This is a genomic window from Paenibacillus nuruki (assembly GCF_963311185.1).
GTDB lineage: Bacteria > Bacillota > Bacilli > Paenibacillales > Paenibacillaceae > Saccharibacillus > Saccharibacillus nuruki.
In genome coordinates this window covers 4,518,423-4,540,177 of sequence record NZ_OY725677.1, presented here as the reverse complement: position 1 = coordinate 4,540,177, position 21,755 = coordinate 4,518,423, and the positions used below count along the sequence as shown (strand labels likewise).

At 40.1% G+C, this 21,755-nt stretch carries 17 protein-coding genes; 9 read left to right on the top strand and 8 right to left on the bottom strand.

Features of this window, described 5'->3' with window-relative positions; translation table 11 throughout:
- The first annotated feature begins 34 nt into the window (after positions 1-34).
- Together RCP16_RS20145 and RCP16_RS20140 are read left to right on the top strand one after the other, a co-directional pair.
- Positions 35-1,168 carry a Gfo/Idh/MocA family protein gene (locus RCP16_RS20145; RefSeq protein ID WP_308641169.1) on the top strand — a complete coding sequence of 378 codons (1,134 nt, stop codon included), beginning with the start codon at positions 35-37 and terminating at the stop codon, positions 1,166-1,168.
- 64 nt (positions 1,169-1,232) lie between these two features.
- The gene (locus tag RCP16_RS20140; protein WP_308641168.1) at positions 1,233-2,096 is read left to right on the top strand and encodes an AraC family transcriptional regulator; all 864 of its coding nucleotides are present in this window, start codon (positions 1,233-1,235) and stop codon (positions 2,094-2,096) included.
- 79 nt (positions 2,097-2,175) lie between these two features.
- Here the strand turns inward: RCP16_RS20140 and RCP16_RS20135 are convergent, their stop codons facing one another.
- From RCP16_RS20135 to RCP16_RS20125, 3 genes are read right to left on the bottom strand one after another with little or no spacing between them, the layout of a single operon-like run.
- Entirely contained in the window at positions 2,176-3,951 is a 1,776-nt protein-coding gene (locus RCP16_RS20135; RefSeq protein ID WP_308641167.1) for an S-layer homology domain-containing protein, read from the bottom strand.
- A 47-nt stretch (positions 3,952-3,998) separates the two neighbouring features.
- Positions 3,999-5,123, bottom strand: coding sequence for a response regulator (locus RCP16_RS20130; RefSeq protein ID WP_137223894.1), 1,125 nt, complete (start codon positions 5,121-5,123; stop codon positions 3,999-4,001).
- Positions 5,120-8,254, bottom strand: coding sequence for a hybrid sensor histidine kinase/response regulator (locus RCP16_RS20125; protein ID WP_308641166.1), 3,135 nt, complete (start codon positions 8,252-8,254; stop codon positions 5,120-5,122). Before RCP16_RS20125 ends, RCP16_RS20130 begins: the two co-directional genes overlap by 4 nt.
- 213 nt (positions 8,255-8,467) lie before the next feature.
- Here RCP16_RS20125 and RCP16_RS20120 point away from each other — a divergent pair, with 213 nt between their 5' ends.
- Complete coding sequence (locus tag RCP16_RS20120) at positions 8,468-9,406, top strand: NADP-dependent oxidoreductase (protein WP_308641165.1); 939 nt, start codon at positions 8,468-8,470, stop codon at positions 9,404-9,406.
- Between the two features lie 20 nt (positions 9,407-9,426).
- Positions 9,427-9,759, top strand: coding sequence for a hypothetical protein (locus RCP16_RS20115; RefSeq protein WP_308641164.1), 333 nt, complete (start codon positions 9,427-9,429; stop codon positions 9,757-9,759).
- 93 nt (positions 9,760-9,852) lie between these two features.
- Here RCP16_RS20115 and RCP16_RS20110 read toward each other — a convergent pair whose 3' ends face one another.
- Positions 9,853-10,491, bottom strand: coding sequence for a pyroglutamyl-peptidase I (locus RCP16_RS20110; protein ID WP_308641163.1), 639 nt, complete (start codon positions 10,489-10,491; stop codon positions 9,853-9,855).
- A gap of 197 nt (positions 10,492-10,688) precedes the next feature.
- On the opposite strand from RCP16_RS20110, the gene RCP16_RS20105 reads away from it, so the two are divergent.
- The 3 genes from RCP16_RS20105 to RCP16_RS20095 all read left to right on the top strand — a co-directional run bounded on the left by RCP16_RS20105 (position 10,689) and on the right by RCP16_RS20095 (position 13,711).
- Positions 10,689-11,183: a glutathione peroxidase gene (locus RCP16_RS20105; protein WP_069325736.1), complete on the top strand. Its 495-nt coding sequence runs from the start codon at positions 10,689-10,691 to the stop codon at positions 11,181-11,183.
- 85 nt (positions 11,184-11,268) lie between these two features.
- Entirely contained in the window at positions 11,269-11,664 is a 396-nt protein-coding gene (locus RCP16_RS20100; RefSeq protein ID WP_069325737.1) for a rhodanese-like domain-containing protein, read from the top strand.
- A gap of 457 nt (positions 11,665-12,121) precedes the next feature.
- Positions 12,122-13,711, top strand: a complete 1,590-nt coding sequence (locus tag RCP16_RS20095) for an alpha-amylase (RefSeq protein WP_137223906.1) — start codon at positions 12,122-12,124, stop codon at positions 13,709-13,711.
- Positions 13,712-13,822: 111 nt separating this feature from the next.
- Here the strand turns inward: RCP16_RS20095 and RCP16_RS20090 are convergent, their stop codons facing one another.
- The gene (locus RCP16_RS20090) at positions 13,823-14,455 is read right to left on the bottom strand and encodes a nitroreductase family protein (protein ID WP_308641162.1); all 633 of its coding nucleotides are present in this window, start codon (positions 14,453-14,455) and stop codon (positions 13,823-13,825) included.
- 102 nt (positions 14,456-14,557) lie between these two features.
- Between RCP16_RS20090 and RCP16_RS20085 the strand changes: the two genes are divergently transcribed.
- Complete coding sequence (locus tag RCP16_RS20085) at positions 14,558-15,637, top strand: DNA alkylation repair protein (RefSeq protein ID WP_308641161.1); 1,080 nt, start codon at positions 14,558-14,560, stop codon at positions 15,635-15,637.
- 158 nt (positions 15,638-15,795) lie between these two features.
- On the opposite strand, the gene RCP16_RS20080 is transcribed toward RCP16_RS20085, so the two are convergent.
- Positions 15,796-16,398 carry a nitroreductase family protein gene (locus RCP16_RS20080; RefSeq protein ID WP_069325739.1) on the bottom strand — a complete coding sequence of 201 codons (603 nt, stop codon included), beginning with the start codon at positions 16,396-16,398 and terminating at the stop codon, positions 15,796-15,798.
- 142 nt (positions 16,399-16,540) lie between these two features.
- Positions 16,541-20,185, bottom strand: a complete 3,645-nt coding sequence (locus RCP16_RS20075; protein ID WP_308641160.1) for an InlB B-repeat-containing protein — start codon at positions 20,183-20,185, stop codon at positions 16,541-16,543.
- 313 nt (positions 20,186-20,498) lie between these two features.
- On the opposite strand from RCP16_RS20075, the gene RCP16_RS20070 reads away from it, so the two are divergent.
- A complete protein-coding gene (locus tag RCP16_RS20070) occupies positions 20,499-21,350 on the top strand; it encodes a DUF72 domain-containing protein (RefSeq protein WP_137223914.1) in 852 nt (283 codons plus the stop codon).
- A gap of 234 nt (positions 21,351-21,584) precedes the next feature.
- Here the strand turns inward: RCP16_RS20070 and RCP16_RS20065 are convergent, their stop codons facing one another.
- Positions 21,585-21,698, bottom strand: coding sequence for a putative holin-like toxin (locus RCP16_RS20065; protein WP_241669384.1), 114 nt, complete (start codon positions 21,696-21,698; stop codon positions 21,585-21,587).
- Between the last annotated feature and the right edge of the window lie 57 nt (positions 21,699-21,755).

Genomic DNA, 21,755 nt, shown 5'->3' with positions numbered 1-21,755 from the left:
TTTTGTATAAGCTATGTATTTAGGAGGTTTAGAGATGAGTCAGAACCACAAAGACGGCATGTTCTATGCACCAACAAGTGAATATCAATCTCAAATCGTCTGTGCTCCCGGTCAATTTCAGATCGCTGTTGCTGCACTGGATCACGGGCATATCTATGGAATGTGTGAAGGACTGGTACAAGCGGGAGCTTCGGTCAAATGGGTGTATGATCCTGATCCACTCAAAGTCGAACAATTTCGCAAGCAATTCCCTGAAGTGGCTATCGCTCCGACATTAGAGCATATTTTACAAGATGACGATATTGTGTTGGTGGCTGCTGCGGCTATTCCAGCAGATCGAGGGCCTTTGGGGATACAGATTATGCAAGCAGGCAAAGATTATTTTACAGATAAAGCGCCATTTACTACACTGGATCAACTGACCCAAGCTAGGCTAGAAGCAGAACGTAGCGGACGTAAATATATGGTCTATTATAGTGAACGTCTGCATGTAGAAAGTGCTGTCTATGCAGAACAATTGATTGGGCAAGGTGCAATCGGACGTGTCATACAGGTGATCGGCACAGGGCCTCATCGCTTACAAGCTTCCAAGCGACCGGACTGGTTTTTTCAGCGTGAACGGTATGGCGGTATTTTGTGCGATATTGGAAGTCATCAGATTGAACAATTTTTAACCTTTACAGGTTCTACAGATGCATCGATTCAGCATAGTCGTGTTGCAAACTTTCATCATCCTCAATATCCAGAATTAGAAGACTTCGGAGAAATTTCATTGCTAGGAGATAGCGGAGCTTCAGGGTATATGCGTGTAGATTGGTTTACACCGGAAGGGCTTAGTACATGGGGAGATGGACGAACGACTATTCTAGGCACAGACGGTTATATCGAACTGCGTAAATATGTAGATATCGCTCGGGATTCTACAGGAGATCATGTGTATCTGGTCAATCACGAAGGCGAATATCATTTTGACGTGAAAGGTAAAGTGGGTTATCCCTTTTTCGGTCAACTGATATTGGATGTATTGGAACGAACAGAGCGTGCGATGACACAAGAGCATGCATTCAAAGCCGCTGAATTATGTCTACTTTCACAACAACAAGCGTGGAACCAAAAAGAGCCTTTGCAAGGATTTACTTCTTCGCCTGTAGTGAATCGACTGTCCTAGCATTCTCTGTCAGTGTTACAATGGAGTCGAGATTATAGACCCATTGCAGGAGGTACACTGGCAGATGCCAAATACATTGCGTTTAGACCAGTCTGTCACTTATGGATATCGCTCGGAAATGCCTTTTCAACCACCGACCGTCGATGGATTTCATTCTCATCTGCATTATGAAATTTATTATTTTCATGCAGGTGTATGTACGTATATTATTGGAGATCGCAGTTATGATCTACGTCCAGGCGATGTGTTATTGATGCATGGTATGACATTACACCGTCCTCATCCTGCTCCAGATCAGCCTTATATTCGTACAATTTTGCATTTTGATCCGTCGGTGTTACACAATTATATTCAAGCAGAACATATCACGGAATTACTATATCCTTTTGAACAGATCGGTAATTGTCGTCTTTCTCTGAATCCAGAGCAACAAGCGGAATGGGAGCAATCTTTGGCTTCTCTTCAACAGATCGCTCCTCAGGCAAATGAAAAAGTATCGCTGCGATTTATGATGCGTATGTGTGATCTACTGTCTTTACTTGCCGAACGATGCAAGCAAGAACATATTACCTATGAGCGTATCGGTAAATCAGGATATGCACAGGCGATCCTTGATTATATCGAAGCTCATTATATGCACGATATCACACTGGATCATATTGCTGATCATCTGCATCTCTCTAAGCCTTATATTGCAAGCGTATTCAAGCAATCGACAGGGACAACCGTGTTCAAATATCTATATAATCGGCGGATTACACAGGCTACATTGTTATTTCAATATCAAGCCGATCTATCGATTACAGAAGCAAGTCGATTGGTTGGATTCAAGCAATTAACTCATTTTAGCCGACTATTCAAGCAAATGGTCGGTTGCTCACCTGAAGTGTACCGAGCCAAGTGGGTCAATACTATAGTCGATTCGTAATAAGTAGCAAAGCCTGATCGCTGTAAGTTATATCTACAGTAATCAGGCTTTTTGTATGTTTACTATTACATGTGTGACTTTAAGATTGTATCCAACCAGATTGCTGTAACAACCGACGAATCATCACTGTCGCTTGTGCGCGGGATACATCGCTTTGAGGTTGAATCGCTCCTTGAATATCTTCAAGAATATGATATTTCACCGATAGCGCCAATGCAGGCACTGCCCAGTTGGATACTTGCTTCCGATCGGCAAATGGGTTTAGCTGTGCATTCGCTTCACGGGTCGTGATCGCTGTGCTCAATCCTGTTAATTTCATCGCATGACTTAAGATCTCGCTGGCTTCTTCACGGGTAATCTGCTGATTCGGGCGGAAAGTCGTATCATTGTATCCTTCAATCAGTCCATGATTACTTGCACTACCAATCACACCTGCATACCAATCGGAATCATGTACATCCGAGAAAGTGGTCTTACTTGGCTCCGCAGATAATCCTAGTGCTCTTACGATCATCGCCGCAAATTCTGCTCGTGTCACCAGTCGATCAGGCGCAAATACTCCCCCTTTTTCACCTGTGACTATCAGTCGAGAAGCCATATCGTTCACATCTGCCGAACTCCAATGAGAACGGGTATCTGTAAAAGATGGATGATGAGATACCAGTGCATAGATGCCATTAGTCCATCCATGAATATGTGCTGTAGCACTACTATCATTCGGTGATGAGATCAATGTAGGTACAGGATGCATGGAATGATCGGCTTGATATACTATCGCGGTAGTAGGTTTGGACGATATTGAATCTGTCGATGTTGTTATCGGTACTGGCATCGTAAGTTCTAGACTTTGATCGGTGACTTGCGGAGAAATAGGTACGGTCTGTCCATCATATGAAGCTTGTAATTGTACACTTACAGGCGAGCCGACGATATTGATTTGTTGTAGATTCAATAGTGATTGCAGAGATGCTATATCATTATTGGATGGTGTCTTTATCTGAATCGTCAACGTGATTGAGGTCATCGATACAGGTGGCTTTGCAAAAGACTGTATTACCTTTTGCGGTTCTAACATAGCGATTGGTAATGTATAGGTGACTTGCGGACAGACAATCATGATCGTTGCTTTTTGATCGTATAATGCTTGTAGTAACGAACCTTCGATCGGTATCTGTATCGATGAATGATTACTTGTCACTGGAATCGTCAATGTATGCTCGCTATTAGCGGTAAGTTGCTCAATCGCTACATCGTTATTGATTTGGATAGAAGTGGTACCTGATAGGTCTGATTGGATCGTTGTCAGCGGATGAATAGCTGTTGGGTCAGTATCGGAATCATCAAGCGGAGTGGTCTTAGAATTTATTATAGGATCAGCTGACCCGACTACACTATCTGAGATGGATGGATGAGTCGGAGGGATCATCAAGCTTGCTGTGGGATCAGCAAATAGATACGTACCCTCTCTACCTAACTGAATCACAGCCAATAAGCGGTTATTTGTCGGGTCGGCTTGCTCTCGAATATAGAGGTAGCCCGGTTGCCACCGTATAGGCGTCACTGTATCATCAGCTTGAATCCAGTGACCATTGATTCCATCTGTAGAATCTAGACTGTATTCGATCAAAGGAGTCGTTCCTGTTAACCAACCTGCAAGCACATTAACATCAACACTCTGTAGATCCACAGATGATCCTGCAAGTACAACAGGTGATAACAAGCTATCCCATCCTAAGGTATCTTCTGCTTTAGCCGATTTCACTCCGCCCCATCCCCATGCCATGATCATCAACAGACTGACACAACAGGCGTACACCGAATAGCGAACTGCATAACGTCCTTTATACCGATCCATCGCTAACCCCCTACTCTTTTCTGTACATCCGTATTTCTTGAATCATTCTATTGATGAAGTCGTTGGTATAACTGGACAGTTTCTTTTTCAGGTTCAATACCCAAGTCTTCTCGAAGCAAATTCACAAACCCTCGATAACAACTCGCTAATAATGCGTGATGACCAATACTTGCATAAGCTGTCATCAATAAGCGGCAGATTTCTTCAGAATATGGATCTTTCTGCCATGCTCCTAATAAACGCTGAATCGCTTGCTGTTCCCGGTGATGAGTAATCTCATATTGAGCGGTAGTAAACAGCAAATTCATATACGCATGCAGTAGATTTTGACGGCGAATACTTGCCCATGGATAATCATGTTCTTCTAAATAATCCCCTCGATATAACGATAATAAGTGATCATTTTGATGATAACAATCTTCTGCATAATCTTTGTCTGCTTGAATACCTGCTTCAAAGCGATCTACATCATTCATAATGCCTTCTTGATTCAAACGGTACCCTTCTTGCGCATATTCTAACTTGGTCGTAATGCCCCATTCTTTGAGCAACTTGCGAATCTGATAGACCGATGTATGCAAATGAGTGGTCGCTTTTTCCTCTGTATATTCCGGCCATAACGCATCGATGATTTTTTCTTTGGAGACCCATTCGCCTTTATGATGTAGCAAAAATGCAAACAGTTCTTGTGCTTTCATCGTGCGCCATTTCAGCTTTTTGCCATCATGTTGTCCATCTTGTAAAGTAAGTCGCTTAAAGCATAATACTTTGACAACATCTTCAACTTGCTGAGGTTCCTGCGCTTGGGGTACAGGAATAGAATGACGAATACGTTCTAGTGTTTTCTGGAAACGAACCGGTACAATCGGCTTCAAAATATAATCCAGTGCATTCAATTCAAAAGCTTCTAAAGCATATTCCGAATAAGCTGTAATATAAATAATTTTGATCTCCTGATCGATCTGTTGAATATATTCAGCCGCTTCTAGACCGTTAATCTCAGGCATACCGATATCAAGAAAAACAATATCTGTTTTATCTTTCTTCAGGTGATCAATACCAGCTTGAGCAAATGTGTATTTGCCGACCACTTCAATATTTCCATCTTTGTTTAATAGTTTTTCCAAATGTAACAATGCCGGCTTCTCATCATCAATCAAAATGGCTCTCATGCGCTTACTTCACCTCCCGGAATCGTAAAGCTTATCGTTGTTCCTTTGCCGACTGTGCTTTCAATATGAAGCCCTTGACCATACATCGCTAGTAGTCGTTTGTGAATATTGATCACCCCGACACCGCTATTGGCTGATGTAGATTCTCCTGCTAATAAAGCAGGAATCTTCTCAGGTGCCATCCCTATACCGTCATCTTGAATGCGGACAAGTAGATTATTCTGTTGTTCTTGAATAGAGATAGTTAATATTCCTCCTACTGCTTTGTTCATCAGTCCATGACGTACTGCATTTTCAACAAGGGGTTGGATACTGAGCGGTGGAATCATCTGCCCTAGTTCACGATCCACATCCCATACAATCTGCAAACGTTCATCAAACCGTGCTTTTTCAAGCGATAGATAAGACTGAATCAATTCAATTTCTTTATTTAAAGTCGTTAACTGATCTCGATTCTGAAAATCAAAACTTCGCCGTAAATATTGACTAAGCTCAATTAACAACTCTGAGGCTTGATCCGGATCGATCGAACACATCGCAATAATCGTATTCAGCGCATTATATAAGAAATGCGGCTTGATCTGTGCTTGCAAAAATGCCATTTCGGTACGCAATACGGTCTGCACTGAAGACTTCAGTTCTAATAAAGTATTCACACGTGCTCTTAGTTCAATCGCATGAACAGGCTTACCTAGAAAATCATTGACCCCTGCGGCAAATCCATTCTGAATATCTTCAGGACGACTGCGTGCGGTTAACATCAATATCGGTAGTTCGGATAAGGAGTATCGTTGACGAACTTGACGACACAGTTCCAATCCAGACATCCCGGGCATCATCCAATCGGTAATCATCAGATCAATCTTCGGATGATATCGTAATTTATCCAGTGCGGCTTTCCCACTTTGCGCTTCGATCACTACATATTGTTGTAACGATAAAATGTTATTCAACACCCGTAAGTTCACCGGATCATCATCTACGATCAAGATCACTTGAGTGTGATGTGAATGAGATAGCTCATCCTCTTTATTGATCAATGGCTCTTTCTCACGTTGGAGTACGGGTTTGCTTTTCGAAATAGACTGTTTCACTTCAGGTGGAGCGGTCATCGGTTGAACAGTAGTTATCATTTCTTTGGTTATCGGTACATCGGCAGTAGGCAATGTAACTGTAAATGTAGATCCTTGACCAAGAACCGATCCTACCGTGATCTGCCCATCATTTAATTCCACTAACTTTTTGGTAATACTAAGTCCAAGCCCTGTGCCGGCGTAACTTTGCTCGGATAGCCCTAAGCCTTGTTCGAACGATTTGAAAATATCTTCATACCGATCTGCTTCGATTCCGATCCCTGTATCGACTACAGCAAACGTAACATGCCCTGCACCGACTTCAACAATAAAACGAATCTCGCCTTGCTCTGTAAATTTCACAGCATTGCCGAGCAAATTATAAAGAATCTGACTTAACCGATCTTCATCGGTATATAAAGGAGGCACATATTCAGGCCATTCTTGGATAAATACAATCTGCCGTCCTGCGGCCGTATAACTAACAATCTCTAGCACCGATTCAGCAACAGTTCGTAGATTAACCGCTTTGCGATCCAGTAAAAGATCACCATTTTTCAACTTGGAATAATCCAAAATATCATTGATCAATGCGGCAAGCTTATGCCCTGTCGACGATACCACTATCAATTGCTCGACTTGCTTATCTTCCAGAGGCCCTGCGGCTCCTTCGATCAGTGATTCGGTCATATTAATCATGCCATGCAGCGGTGTACGAAGCGCATGCGAAGTATTTGCAATAAATTCATTTTTCAATTCATCTAATGTTAGTAATTGCTGAGATAGATTTTCAATTTGCTGAAAAGAAAGGGCAAATTGTCGACCGATCATCAGACACTGTGTAATCACAAAAAATAGTACTTCGATAGGAATAATAGCTGTATTATCTATAATTCCGCGCAAGCTAATGATACTGATAATAGCGACAACCGCCAGACTATGCACACTTAGAAGCATCGACTGACTATGCGGTTGCTTCCTGATCACTGCTCTGACTACGATATAGATTACATACGCAATCGTTAGTAGATTACAGAGGAACCAGATTTGATCTATTTGCGTGAAAAAGGAAGTCGGTGTAAACACACTCATCGCTAGTAAAACAATGCTCATGATCCGATAACTACGCAACACAAGCACATGCGCTACATTAGGCAAAGATTTACTCACATAAAACAGCAAACAATAATAGAAAATCACCGAACAACCCAGTTGAACACGTAACACCAGTTCATACGACAGTTCTGGCGATATCATACTGAACAACTTTTCTCCGTGAGTTAATACATGTAGAAAAGCAGCAATACAGAAAAATCCAAGATAAAGTAAGGTCTGATCCTTGCGTCGCATCTGATACAGAATTAATACATATAGACCCGGAAGTAAAAAGCCCCCCATGACAGCGATATCGCTAATAATAGAAATTTCACGTTCTTTCGTAATAGCAGTCATATCGCCAAAGTTAATCGGATAAGCGATACCACCAGAGGAATAACTATAATTCGATACTTGTACAACCAGATCAACAGTATTGCCATCGATAGGAACCCAAGTGTTATAAGGCACATTGTTAGGGACTGTTGTTGCCGCTGTTGTACCAGGTGTTCCACTGGAACCTACCCGTTGTCCATTAATAAAAATGCGATGAGCAGTACGAATATTTTTGACATGAATCCCGTATAAACGTTCTGCTTGTTGCTGATCTCCTACCAGAATACGCAAATGGTAAGTAGCATATCCAAAAGCAGAGCTACCGTTTTGTTGCATGACTTTATTCCACGATTGAGGGACTTGAATCGGTTGCGCGGGAATATTTATTTTCGCTGATGCTCCATTTTGAAAATCTTGAGGGTTCAGAAATACAGAGGGATAGATATCCCATTCGCCATTTAGCGACACAGTACCGTTGGTACTATAATCCCATTGGCGTAAATCTATAACTCCATGTTGTGCGACAGGATGATCTATTTTATCGACAAGATATTGCCGGATAAATCCGTATACAGGCGCAGCGATTAGCAATAGTACGATTAAGGGCACTAGCCATTGTTTTTTCATAACGGCTCCTTCGTCTTCTAATATCTTGTGTCTATGTAAAGCGGATATTGCATCTTTGTGCAAATTTTATGCATGTCCTACTCTATATAACGGTTGAAAGGATCCAGAAATGTTGGTTTTGAAACAAAAAAATCAGTATTTTTGCTAATTATTCAATATGTTTGATTTGGTGTATGTTAACTATAGAGACATAGCCTACAAGGAGGAATACTTATGAAAGCAGTTGTTATCGAACAATACGGTGAAAAAGAAGAACTGAAAGAAATGAATGTTCCTGATCCTGTACCCGGAGAACATCAAGTCGTCGTCAAATTAAAAGCAACTTCGATCAACCCGATCGATTGGAAATTACGTGCAGGTTATTTAAAACAGATGATGGATTGGGAGTTCCCGATTATTTTGGGATGGGATGCTGCTGGTGTAATTACAGAAGTCGGTTCTGCGGTAACGGAGTGGAAAATAGGAGACGAAGTATTTGCTCGTCCGGAAACAACACGTTTTGGAACCTATGCAGAATATACGCTTGTGGATGATCATTTATTAGCAGCGTTGCCTGTGAGTGTGACTTTCCAAGAAGCCGCTTCTATTCCACTCGCTGGACTTACTGCATGGCAAGCACTGTTCGATCATGGACAATTGCAAGCTGGTGAAAAAGTATTGATTCATGCAGGTGCAGGTGGCGTAGGAAGTCTAGCTATTCAACTTGCCAAAAATGCAGGTGCACATGTTATCACTACAGCTAGTGAGAAAAACAAAGAGTTCGCCACATCTCTAGGTGCAGATGAAGTGATCGATTACAAATCGACAGACTTTTCCGAAGTCTTGTCCGATATTGATTTGGTATTTGATACCATGGGCGATAAGATTCAAACAGATAGCTTCAAAGTACTCAAACCGGGCACTGGACGCTTAATTTCTATCGTAGGTGAACCGGATGAGAAGTTAAAAGCACAATACGATGTGACTGCTAAGTCGATCTGGTTAGAACCTAATGGCGAGCAATTGCAAAAGCTAGGTTTATTGATGGCTGAAGGCAAGCTTAAAGCAATCGTAGGCACTGAAATTCCTTTCTCTGAAAAAGGACTACAAGAAGCTCATGAATTAAGTGCAACTCATCATGCTAAAGGCAAAATTGTAATCACGTTCGAATAGAAACGGTGGTGCAATAATCTATGGGATGGTTAAATCCAGCAACCGTATTTTCTGACCCTTTATTTCGCTTGGTCTGGTTGATTGAATTACTGATATTGTTATTTGTGATTTTGACAGGTTCACGCTTTTCTCGTAAAAGCTGGATCGGCACAACGATTCTGTTGGTCTTAGGGTTAAGCGCACTTCTCCCCGGTTACATTTATCAATTAACACATCCTGATCGTGTCGGTGCATTGATCGATATTCCATTGTTACTGATGTTTCCTATTATGCTGGTCAGTGTTTTATGGGCGATCATCATTTGGATCTATCGCTGGCGTATCCGTCAACGTTCACGTGTTACACAGACCTAATCTACACCAAAAACCTCTTATATCGGCAACTCGCCAAAGTAAGAGGTTTTTGGTGTATTCTATTTTCAAAGTCATGACCAAAAGCACCAGACTTTAGTTGTCTTTTTGCAATTGCTCTACAGTGGTACGTATAATTAACTGAAGAGCACGTGACATAAGATTCATAGGTAGTGTTGGTAAGCTTGGCTTGTGAAGTGCCATTTCGGTAGACGCTGGAAAATGCACAAATCCTGCGAGTACACCCGGACTGGATTGCTTCACATAATCGAGAACACCATACATCACGTTGTTGCAGATAAACGTCCCTGCGGTATTGGAGATCACGGCTGGGATACCATTTTCAATCAATCGATCTGTTATTTGACGAATCGGTAACGTTGAAAATAATCCGTCCGGTCCATTGGCTCGAATCGGTACATCTTGCGGACGTTCATTGCGATTATCTCCATAGCTCGAAGCTTCAATATCTTTGATATTAACAGCAATACGCTCCAGATTGACTGCGGTACGTCCGGCTGCAAGTCCGCAAGCGATAATAATATCCGGCTGAAAACGTTCCACTTCAGCAAGCAGTAACTCTACACACTCATCATAATGTACAGGTAACAATATCGTATGCAGTTCTAACGAAATATCGGTAAACGAATGATCTTCCATCGCTTGTACTAAAGATTGCGTAGGATTAATCGTATGACCGCCAAACGGCTCAAATCCAGACAATAATAGTTTCATTATTTACAGCCCCTTTTCGCTTATGGTATGTGTAGAAAACATGGTTATTAGGAAGATATCAGACCTTTTGTTTCTCTACAGTTTACATGAAGATGATCAAGTTGGACATTGACATTTAAAATGAATCCGTTACAATTAAAGTATACATTTTTAAAAATTAAATTTTGCAAAATCATTTTTAAAGGAGATGGAATAGAATGTCAGTATACGATTATTCAGCAACAACGATTGATAAAGAAGAAAAGTCTCTTGCCGATTATAATGGGGATGTACTCCTTATCGTAAACACAGCAAGTGGTTGCGGTCTAACTCCTCAATATGAAGGTCTGCAAAAATTATACGATACTTATAATGAACAAGGATTCAAAGTGCTTGGTTTCCCTTGTAACCAATTCAAAGGACAAGAGCCAGGAACAGAAGAAGATATCAAATCATTTTGTCAGGTCAACTACAATGTTAGCTTCCCATTGTTCTCCAAAGTAGATGTGATCGGTGAGACAGCTCATCCATTGTTCCAATATCTAGTGAATGAAGCTCCTGCACCTTCTCGTACTGGGGAGATCGAATGGAATTTTGCTAAGTTTTTGGTTGATCAAAAGGGAAATGTGGTTAAACAATATCCATCACGTCTTGATCCAGCAGAAGTTGAAAGTGATATCCAAAAAGTACTTGCTGGTGAGAAATTGAACTAATCATAGATGAATATGATTGTTACATTGTGGTAAACTACACATGCAATAATGGCTCTTATACTATCTAACTGGAGGTCGATGAACCATGGCATTAACATTTACAGATTTGGTAACCAAAGCACGTAACAGTGTACCTGGTGTAACTTCTGAAGAAGCACGCAAAAAAATCAATGAGAACCCTGAAACATTCGTTATTGATGTACAGGATGCTAAAGACGTAGGTGCTTGTGGATTAATTCCAAGTAGCGCTAATATCTCTTTGGGCATGTTGCCAATCCGTGCTGATCTACAATTACCAGAAGAATTGCGTGATGGTCGTTTGTCTGATCGTTCACGTCCTGTTTTGGTTACTTGTGGTGCAGGTGGACAAGCTGCTCTTGGTGCCTACCTTTTGAAAGAAATGGGCTTTACAGATGTCGCTTATATCGACGGCGGAACAGCAGCATGGAAACAAGCGGGCTTTGAAGTCGAAGAAGTATAATTAAATTCAATCACGAATAGTTTTCGTGAATATCATCATACACAAAAAGCCTTGAAGATTGATTTCAAGGCTTTTTGTATATTCAATCGGTGGTAAACATGTCTTATCCTCTATTAACGATAAGGGTAAATAATACGCATATCATATTGTAATCGTTATCATTTTTGAATTTGGATAAAACATATATTGATGTCTATAAAAGATTATGTTTATAAAAAAAGCTAAATACAGCCATATTTCTTCATATACAGCCTTCACAGTCTGTTATAACAGCGAAGTCTTCTACATTATAGTCATAGCCTATACTTTACTACGTTTAACATCTGTAACTAAATGGGTAATGTTTTTCACAGCCGTACGCAGTCTACGCCGAGATTGGTACCTTTGAGAGTTATGGTCTCTCTTCTTCCTCCGGTGGCAGGTCGTTCGCTTGAAAAGATCAAGGGGGTAATAATAGATGAGTCGCAATGTAACAATGATGCAATTTTTTGAATGGCATGTCGAGGCTGATGGTTCACACTGGAAAAGATTGCAGGAGACAGCAAAAGACCTTAAAAAAGCAGGAATCGGTACGGTATGGATTCCACCGGTAACTAAAGGGCATACACCGCAAGATACAGGATACGGTGTATATGATCTATATGATTTAGGGGAATTTGATCAAAAAGAATCGGTACGCACCAAATACGGTACCAAAAAGGAATTGCTAGATGCAATTGCAACCTGTCACCGTCTTGGAATTAATGTATATACTGACCTTGTTATGAATCACAAAGCAGGCGCAGATGAAACAGAAGCATTCCACGTGATTGAAGTTGATCCCAATAACCGTACAGAAGAAATTTCGGAGCCTTTTGAAATTGAAGGTTGGACGAAATTTACCTTCCCTGGTCGTGGCGAAGAATACTCTGCTTTCAAATGGAACTACCATCATTTCAACGGTACCGATTACGATGCTCGCGAAGAACGTACCGGTATTTTCCGTATTGCCAATGAAGGCAAGCAATGGAATGAAAATGTAGATAATGAGTTTGGTAACTATGATTATTTGATGTTTGCCAATATAGATTATAATGTTCCAGAAGTACGTGAAGAAATGATCAATTGGGGTAAATGGATGATCGACACCACCCGTTGTGATGGCTTCCGTCTGGATGCAATTAAACACATTAACTATGAATTTTTACGTGAATTTGTAGGTGAAATGATCAACAAACGTGGACAAGATTTCTATATTGTAGGCGAGTTCTGGAATCCTGAATTAGCCGCTTGTCAGGAGTTCTTGGATACAGTCGATTATCAGATTGATCTATTTGATGTATCGCTACATTACAAATTACATGAAGCTTCTCAATCTGGAGCGGCTTTTGATCTTTCAACGATTTTCAACGATACATTAGTACAGACTCACCCTACCCATGCTGTAACTTTTGTCGATAATCATGATTCTCAGCCGAATGAAGCGTTGGAATCTTGGATTGAAGATTGGTTCAAGCCATTAGCGTATTCATTAATCTTGTTACGTAAAGATGGATATCCTTGTGTATTCTATGGTGATTATTTCGGAATCGGTGGCGAACACCCAGTAGAAGGTAAAAAAGATATGCTGGATTGCTTGTTATACTCTCGTTATAACAAAGCTTATGGTGAACAAGATGATTATTTCGATGATGCTAATATTATCGGTTGGGTACGTAAAGGTATCGAAGAAATCGAACGTTCCGGTTGTGCGGTCGTGATGTCTAATAGCGATGGTGGCGAAAAACGGATGTTTATCGGTGAAGAACATGCTGGTGAGATCTGGGTAGACATGACCAATGCTCGTGAAGACCATATTACGATTGAAGAAGATGGTTGGGCAACTTTCTTTGTAAATGGTGGTAGTGTATCGGTATGGGCATTGCCTGAACTGGATATCGATCATGAAAACGATGCTGAAGAAGAACATTGTGTCGCTGTACCGGAAGGCGAAGAACTAGAAGGAACTGTAGTGGTAGATCGTGGTTCTGAAGATTCCAATGATAACGAACCTACACCGACTCACTAATTTTTAAGACAATATGATGTATCACCTAAAAGCGGAATATACTCTTCTTATTCAGAAGAAAGTATATTCCGCTTTTTTTATATATTTATATATTATGCATACGTTATATGATTAAGATTGAAAAGAATGATAACTTACAAATTCAGCTACAGGCTTGCGGTAACCTCGTGGGCGTTGACTAGCGGTGTCTTCTTTGCCGATTGTCATCATCATAACCGGTACATACGTATCAGGCACATGAAGTTCAGTCGCTACTTGTACAGGATCGAAGCCGATCATCGGACAGGTATCCCAGCCTTTTTCTTTGGCGATCAACATCAATGCCATTGCTGATAGGCTTGCATTGCGAATCGCTTCTTCTTTTTGAAAAACATCGCCTCGATCATTATAAAATTGAATCGTGGATGCTACAGTCTGATCATATTCTTGTTTGCTAAGTATTCCGAGATTGAACATACCTTCGTAGATTTCAGCGGTATGCTCATGGGCCTTAGTATCTCCTAAGACTACAATCACAGCCGATGACGTAAGTACTTTATATTGTTTACCTGAAGCTTCGTACATTTTATGTTTACCTTCAGTATCATTGATCACCACATAATGAACATGTTGCAAATTAAAAGCAGAAGGTGCAAGCTTAACAAGGTTGAAGATTTCGTCTAATTCTTTTTCGGTTATTTGAACATCTGGCAAAAACTTAGAAGCGGATCTTCTTTCTTTGTATACATCCAAAAATTCTCCCAATGGTTTCTCCTTCTTTCTTATAACTAAATTATAGTATATATTATTTTATCGGTTAGTTACCTTAAATGTGTATAGCTAAATAAAAAATAATGGAGTGAGACCATGGAAAACTTTAAAGATCGCTTTAGTGAATCTTTTTTACAACATTTTGTCGAGAGTATGCAGAGCCATTCTGCTGCCTTTGATGCCGATGTATTTTTCAAGCAGATTTATGATGATCAGTGGCAAGAACTGGCTTTTAAGCAGCGGATACGCCATATTGCTCAAGCCATCACTGTAGCGCTCCCTCTTCCTTATGAGCAAGCGATAGATATCTTGATCCAAGTCGCTCCCAGTTGCCGTGGAGTAGAGTATTTATTTTTCCCTGATTATGTAGAGTTGAATGGGTTAGAGTATCTGGATATCTCTATACGTGCGCTAGAAATATTTACAGTATACTCTAGTGCTGAATTTGCAGTTCGTCCATTTATTATAAGGTATCCTGAGCAAATGTTAGCCCAGATGGATCGTTGGATCATAAGCGATAATGAACATCTACGCCGACTAGCTAGTGAAGGATTCCGTCCACGCTTGCCATGGGCGACTCAGTTACCTTTATTTATTCAAGACCCATCTCCAACACTTGAACGCTTAACACAGCTCAAAACCGATTCTTCGCTCTATGTACGTAAAAGTGTAGCGAATCATCTCAACGATATGGCTAAAGATCATCCTGAACGAATCGCTAATCTAGCCAAAGAATGGTACGGTCACGATACACATACCGATTGGATTGTACGTCATGGTTGCCGGACACTGCTCAAGCGAGATCATCCTGCTATTTTGGAGTTATTCGGTTATGTAGCCAGTGAAGACGTACATATTGCCAATTTTCATATTCAACCTACAGCAGTTATGATGGGCGACTATGTAGAGTTTTCTTTTTTATTGATGAATGAATCTTCTACCGATCAATCGCTACGCATCGATTACGAAATTCATCATATGAAAGCCAATGGTAAAAATGTACCCAAACGATTCAAATGGACAGCCAAATCTTTTACACCGGGTAGTCATTTTCTAACTAAAAAACATCTCTTCAAAGAAATTACAACACGTAAGTATTATGCAGGTATTCATTATGTATCGATCTATATCAACGGTGTAGAGCAAGATAAAGCTTCATTTCAACTACAACTTTAACTGCAAAAAGTTGGCTTAGTAGGCTGTCTATTCTCTCTGTCCCCTACTTTCTTTCTTATTATAAAAGTAGATCGTAAACATAAAAAGCAGGCAACCCGTGGAGCTGATCCATCGGTTGCCTGCTTTTTATATTATGCTGTTAGCTGATGATCAGCTAATTATTTTAAAACGCGAATGCGTTCTTCAAGCGGTTTGAACTCTTTGTCACCTGCTGGTGCTGTTGGCTTACCGAATGGCATTTGCGCAACTAATTTCCATGATTCTGGAATATCCCATTCTGCTTTGATCTTCTCATCAATCAATGGATTATAATGCTGTAGTGAAGCGCCATAACCTTCAGCTTCAAGCAATGTCCAGATCAGGTATTGATGCATACCGGAAGATTGTTGCGACCATACCGGAAAGTTATCTTGATACGCTTGGAACTGCTCTTGCATACCACGAATAACAGACTCATCTTCGAAAAATAGAATCGTACCATATCCTGCTTGGAAACTATCCATTTTTTCTTGTGTAGGTGCAAATTTATCAGCAGGTACGATTTCTTTTAGAATGTCTGTTGTAAACTGCCATAATTGATCATGCTTTTCACCAAGTAAAACGATCACGCGAGCACTTTGAGAGTTAAACGCGGATGGTGTATGTAATACCACCTCTTCTACAATCTCTTGAATACGTTCGTCTGAAGTCACCGCTTCTTTGCTGATACCGTAAATACTTCTTCTGTTCTTCATTGCACTAAGTATATCTGGATTCGTCATTACAATCATCCTCCTTCAATCAAATTGAGTACGGAATGTGAATTGTGGTGCTCCTATGTTATTTACCCATTGTGATGAAAAACTATCAGTAACCTACAAAAATAAAGAAACAGCGAGAGAACTCACTGTTTCTGATCTGTGCTTATTTTTGATATTGACGCATACTTAGCAATACTTTAACAGCTTCTGCTCTTGTGGTTGCATCTGTTGCTGCAAATGTATTATTGCCTTTACCGGATAACAATTGAGATTGTTGCATAGCTACAACAGCAGCTTGAGCCCACTTCGGAATCTTCGCTCCATCAGCAAAAGAAGGTGTAGCCTGACTATTGATATTCAACTGCAATACTTTTGATACGATCACAGCCATTTCTGCACGTGTTACCGGAGCATTCGGACGGAATGTGCCTTTAGCATCCCCTTGAATAAATCCAGCTTGTACCGCACGCGCAATCGCTGATTTTGCCCACGAACCTATAGAGTTCTGATCGCTAAATGATAATACTGCCTCATCTTGACTAGTAGACAATCCATTCATGATCATCACCATAAATTCAGCACGCGTAACCGGTGCACCTGGCTTAAATGTACCATCAGTATAGCCTTTCACAAGCCCTTCACTGACTGCTTGTTGAATCATCATTTCTGCCCAATGACCTTGGATATCTGTTAATGCAGTCGCTGTAGGTACTGCCACAGGCTCAGTCACCGGGGGTACAACAGGCGTTACAGATTCGGATACGTTAGAAACAAATACTGCATATTTCGTAAAATGATCCACCTGTGTACTGATTTGATTACCATTTACTTGAGAGTTGCCTGTCGATATCCAGATTTTCTGATTTTCATCAAAATAGAATACTCCGACTTGCTGATTAGGCTGTACTATCGCTGAATTAAAGGCGAATGTTAATGTAATCGGTATGCTGAAATTTTGAGTGAAATTTTTATTAAGTTCATAGACACGACTGACTAATGTATTCAGATTGGTCATTAAATTAGCAGGCTCTGCAATCGGAACAATCGAAAGATTCAATGGTTGATTAATCGAACCTACTGGAATACGAATAGAAATATCGTTATCTAAGCTTACTTCACCTGCTTGATCTTTAGTTAAGAGTAATAGCCCATTGGTAGACACTTCTTTGTCCGGTACTGAAGTTCCACCTGAACCTGTACTATTAGAAGTCGAATCTTCTTTCTTTTTCCATTTCGCTTGTAACATGATATTGGAATTGATCGCTGTTGTATCAAAATCGAACGGGATCGTCAAAGCATTATCCAGATACCAATTCACAAAGGTGTATCCTGAACGAGTCGGCGATGTAGGAGCTGTGATTTTACCTCCGTGATTGACAAAAATATCATCGATCGTAGATCCACCATAGGTATTGAAACTAACTGTATAGACTTGATCTGACCAGTCTGCATACAATGTCGTATTCGACGTAATTGGTGTCTGACCGAAATCGAATAATGTTGTTAATGTAGCGTCGGTATACCAGCCAACAAAAGCATATCCAAATTTGGTTGGAGAAGCAGGAGCGATGATCTTGTCTCCATAATCCACATTGATATTCGCTACAGTACTGCCTCCATACGTATCAAAGCTTACAGTATACGCATTTTTGCTCCATTTCCCGTACAAAGTGATATTGTCGGTTATCGCTGTATTCCAATCGTACAATGTTGTTCGAGCTGCATCACTATACCAACCTGCAAAGGTATATCCTGACTTGATTGGATCGGTAGGCGATTTCACTAATGATTGATAATTCACCAGTTGATCGCTAATCAGTGATCCACCATCGGTATCAAATGTAGCTGTATACGGCTTAATAAGCCATTTTGCATACAAGATCATATCCGTCGTGATCGGCATACTTGTAAAATCAAATACCGATTGAAGTTGATTATCTGTATACCAGCCTGCAAAAGTATATCCTGTACGTTCAGGTGCTACAGGTGGTATCGCTAATTCTTTATAATTGATCATTTGATCGGTTACGACTGTTCCACCGTTAGTCTCAAAAGAGAGCTTATACGCATTGACTGACCATTTAGCATATAAAGTGATATCTGTATTGATTGGTGTAGTAGTAAAAGAAAAAGGCTTTGTTTTGGCTTCATCCGTATACCATCCAATAAATGTGTATCCTGATTTGGTCGGATCAGAAGGCGCAGAAGCTAGACTTTGATAATCAACTGCCATATTAGCAATCGCTGAGCCGCCGTCACTATTAAAGGTCAATGTACGCTTAAAATAGACTTTAAAGGTGATCGTGGTTTGGTTACCTGCAAGATCAGTTACGACTAATGTATGATCTCCTTCGGTACTTACTGTATCTCCATTATTAAAAGCGATGTTGTCTAATGTGGCTGTTCCTTCATTGAATTGAATCTGAGGAGCCGTAGAATAGGACATATTAGAAACTACACCGGTAATAACAGGCTTGGTCTGATCTATTGTGAATTTCACGGTAGTACTACCTATTTCATTCGTAACAATAAGAGTATATATACCGTCTGTAGTTATAGACGTACCTTTGCCAAAGTTAACCCCATTTAATGTGGCTGTCCCTTCATTAAAAGTTGGTGTAACCGTATTTGCGTATACACTATTGTTCGTGACTCCATCAATAACTGGAGTATATCCTTGTAACACTGTAATATCTACTCGTGCTTGTCTACCACTACTTGCATTCGCACCTGTATAAAGAAAGGAATCATTTCCTACATAACCAATAGTGGGTGTATATACAAAAGATCCATTTGGAGACATTGTCACTTGTCCATGTGCAGGTGGTTGCTGAAGACCTACACTGATAACATTTTGATCATTTGTTAATACATTACCAGTCTGACTCTTATTTTGTGACACAGAGTAAGAGTCATTATTAACGACCGGCTGAGGCTGGTCTGTTGTCAGTGAAGGATACAGGCCTTCTGGAACTATATAATAATTTAATTGTGCTTGATAACCTCTTAAATCAGGCACGGCAAATACAGTCTGATTATTACCACCAAATCGGTACTCTAAAAGAGAATATAATACATTATTCTGATTCATAGATAAAAGATTGCCTGTTGCAGATAATAAATTATTACCAACTACAGGTACGAGGTAGGGAATAACTTCTCCTACGTATTCATCACCTGTACCATTTTCGGCTTGAAATGAAGGATCTGTAGATATAGCATACTTTACATTGGGTATTAGATCCGTAAGCACCGGCAATTGGAAAGTATTCGTTGCATCTCCACCAAATTTTGTACCGATCATATTATACAAATCAGTATAGGATTGAATAGAGAGCGTTTGCCCTTGTAGAGCTTTCCAACCTGTTGGAACAAAATAATAAGGGAAAAGTCTCACTTCACCTAATGTGGAATTAGATGATCCACTTAGACCTTCATCACGACTTGGAAAAAGACCATTTAGTGCGATATAATAGCCCATTCCTACGGGTGCTTTGCCTGTTAAGTTGGGTACTTGGAAGGTCGTCCGCCCATCTCCACCAAATGTTGTACCGATCAAAGCGTATAAAGGTGTATTTGAATTAATTGATAATGATTGTCCCGCTGCATACACCCAACCTTTTGGAGCCCGGTCATAAGGGAATAATTGAATTTCTCCTACATAAGGGATTGTTGCAGCTGCATGTGCACTTTGATTGATTCCAAGCTGGGCTGGAACACTACTGATGACTAAAACGATAATCATCCACACCATAATTACTTTTTTACTTAACGTTATCCCCACTAATTCATCCCCTACGTTTCTCATATTTGAAAGTGTGTTTACTGCCTGTTACTTGCCTTATGATGTATACATTTCGTAACCTTTCACTTTATCTCAGTGTAAACGATATCGACTAGAAAAAGTATCAAATTTTATCCTAAATCTAAAATAAATTGTATAATTATAGGTTTTCATTTATAACATTCACTTTATTAATTAAATAATAAAAAAATATAACTTATTATATATTTTTTAACTATTTATAGATAGCATTAGAGTCTCTATTTGTTTAACAACGACTTTGATTCGTTTATATACATAGAACAACATCAAGCGTACAGACAGGAGGATGACGATTGTGATTGAAATCGGACTTACAGGATTTGGAGATCATCCTGAACTCTATGGTAAAATCAAAGCCCCTGAACGATTACCTACGTATAGTGAACATTTTCCTATCGTTGAAATAGACAGTTCATTTTATGCAGTTCAACCTGTCAAAAATGTAACCAAATGGGTCGAGCAGACGCCGGATCATTTTGGGTTTGTATTTAAAGCGTATCAAGGCATGACCGGACATTTACGAGGGAAAAAGAATTATTTCGATACGAAAGAAGAAATGTTCCAAGCATTCCATGTGTCTTTGCAACCTGCGATTGATGCAGGGAAGTTAAGGATGGCGTTATTTCAATATCCACCGTGGTTTGAATGTAATCGGGAAAATGTAGATACGCTACGCGAAACGCGTGAATTAATGGGTGATATTCCTTGTGCTTTAGAATTCCGTAATCAGACTTGGTATATGCCCGAATTCCGAGAAAAGACACTGGACTTTATGCGTAAAGAAGATTGGATTCATACGATTGTCGATGAACCGCAAGCTGGCATGGGCTCGATTCCGATCATTACAGCAGCCACCTCGAAGCAAGCGACCTATGTACGTATGCATGGACGCAATGTAGATGGTTGGCATAAGAGCAGTGATCCTAACTGGCGCAAGCTCAGATATCTGTATAAGTACAGCACAGAAGAATTAATCGAATGGCGGGATCGACTGCTAGAGATTCAAAATCAGTCAGAACATGTCTATGTCGTGTTCAATAACAATTCCGCTGGCGATGCGACTCCGAACGCCAAAGAGTTAATTGAACTATTAGCTGATCACAACGTGTTGTCTGAAAAGCATGATATTGGAAGTTCTTCATCATAATATATTTTAATGTAGTTTGTATCCCTATTCTGCATACGTAAAAAAGTATTATTTTCAATAAATGGCTTGAACCCCTAACAAACAAAGCGTATAATCAAAGTATAAAAAAAGATTGTACAGATGTTGGTAGCACCTGCACAATCTGGCAACAGACCCGCATTGAAGAGCGGTCAGCAACTCCAACATAGTGATCTACTTACAAAAGAAATAGACCCATACCTTGGGGAAGGCGGTCTATTTCTTTTTGTTTTGGTTAATTGCCATAGCTATACTAACAACTAAGCCCAGTAATGTAACAATAAATATACCGAACTGAATCATTAATGTGAGTGTATCTTTAACCTCCACAAGCATCACCTCCTTTCAAACTTGCAACATCATTAGTTACAAAAGTCTGATTACAAA